The sequence below is a fragment of the Marinobacterium sp. xm-d-564 genome, assembly GCF_013283345.1.
Classification (GTDB): domain Bacteria; phylum Pseudomonadota; class Gammaproteobacteria; order Pseudomonadales; family Balneatricaceae; genus Marinobacterium_E.
Genome location: NZ_WBYO01000022.1, coordinates 1 through 1,218, shown reverse-complemented (window position 1 = coordinate 1,218; position 1,218 = coordinate 1). Strand labels below are relative to the sequence as shown.

Annotated in this window: 1 protein-coding gene; it reads left to right on the top strand. The window is 44.5% G+C overall.

Translation table 11 applies throughout. The features are described from left to right. The coding region (locus XMD564_RS11300) for an IS110 family transposase (RefSeq protein ID WP_173508357.1) at positions 1-930 on the top strand (930 nt) is incomplete at its 5' end. Positions 931-1,218 lie beyond the last annotated feature (288 nt).

Here is a 1,218-nt window from a genome sequence, read left to right as displayed (position 1 = left end):
TCAAAGCCGGTAAATCGATCGAAGCTTATTCAATACGTATCGAACTTACAGCCTTGCACAGTAGTTATGGAAGCTTGTGGTGGAGCAAATCATTTTGCTCGGAAGTTCACAGCTATGGGGCATACGGTAAAGCTAATCGCTCCCCAGTTTGTTAAGCCGTTTGTAAAGTCGAACAAGAATGATGCGTTTGATGCCCAGGCAATATGTGAAGCATCGCAACGGCCGGATATGCGTTTTGTATCGCCTAAAGATACAGCACAACAAGATATTCAGAGTATTCATCGAGCGCGTAGCCTAGTTGTCGCTCATCGCACGGCTCTGTCGAACCAGATAAGAGGTTTACTTACTGAATACGGTATTGTGCTTCCGCAAGGTATATCGATCTTGCGAAGAAGTTTGCCGTCCATTATCGATAGCGATAACAGAGAGCTTTCAATTTTATTTAGAGAACTACTTCAGAATCTCTACAGTGCACTGATCACGGTAGATCAGCAGGTAGAGAGCTTTAATCAAAAGATTGAGTTATTAGCCAGACAGGATGAACGATGTGTTCGTTTGCAAACCATACCCGGTATTGGACCCATGGCTGCAACTGCATTAGTGGCGACCTTAGGTGACGGAAGTGCATTTAAAGATGGGCGTGAGGCTTCAGCGTATCTAGGGTTGGTACCAAGACAGAACTCAACCGGTGGCAGATCGACGCTATTAGGTATCAGTAAACGTGGTGATCAATATTTACGATCGTTGTTGATACATGGTGGTAGAGCTGTAGTCAGGACATCGCCTAAGCATAACGACTACCGCAGTAACTGGATTACAGACCTTGCACGACGTCGAAATGTGAATGTGGCATCTGTAGCGGTGGCCAATAAGAATGTTAGAACTGCTTGGAAAATATTGCAGGATGGCAATAACTACCTAGCGGCCTAAAACAGAAGTTCGACTGAGCTTTAAAGTACTCAGTCTAACCAATTAACGTTAATCTCGAGTTGCTAAGAGAAAAGTAGATAGATGGCAAACAGGTAAGACCTATACTTCCAACAGCTTGGCAAGGTCTATGGCTCAACGAAGCCGCGAGTCTGATTAAGCAGGAAGTATGCAGAATCCATTGGGGCTAGAAGAAAGAGATCTTCATCAAAAGCCGGATATATGACTGCAGCTCACCTTAACCATTGGTACTTTTATCTTGCATAACGCGGGACGGACCATATATGACCT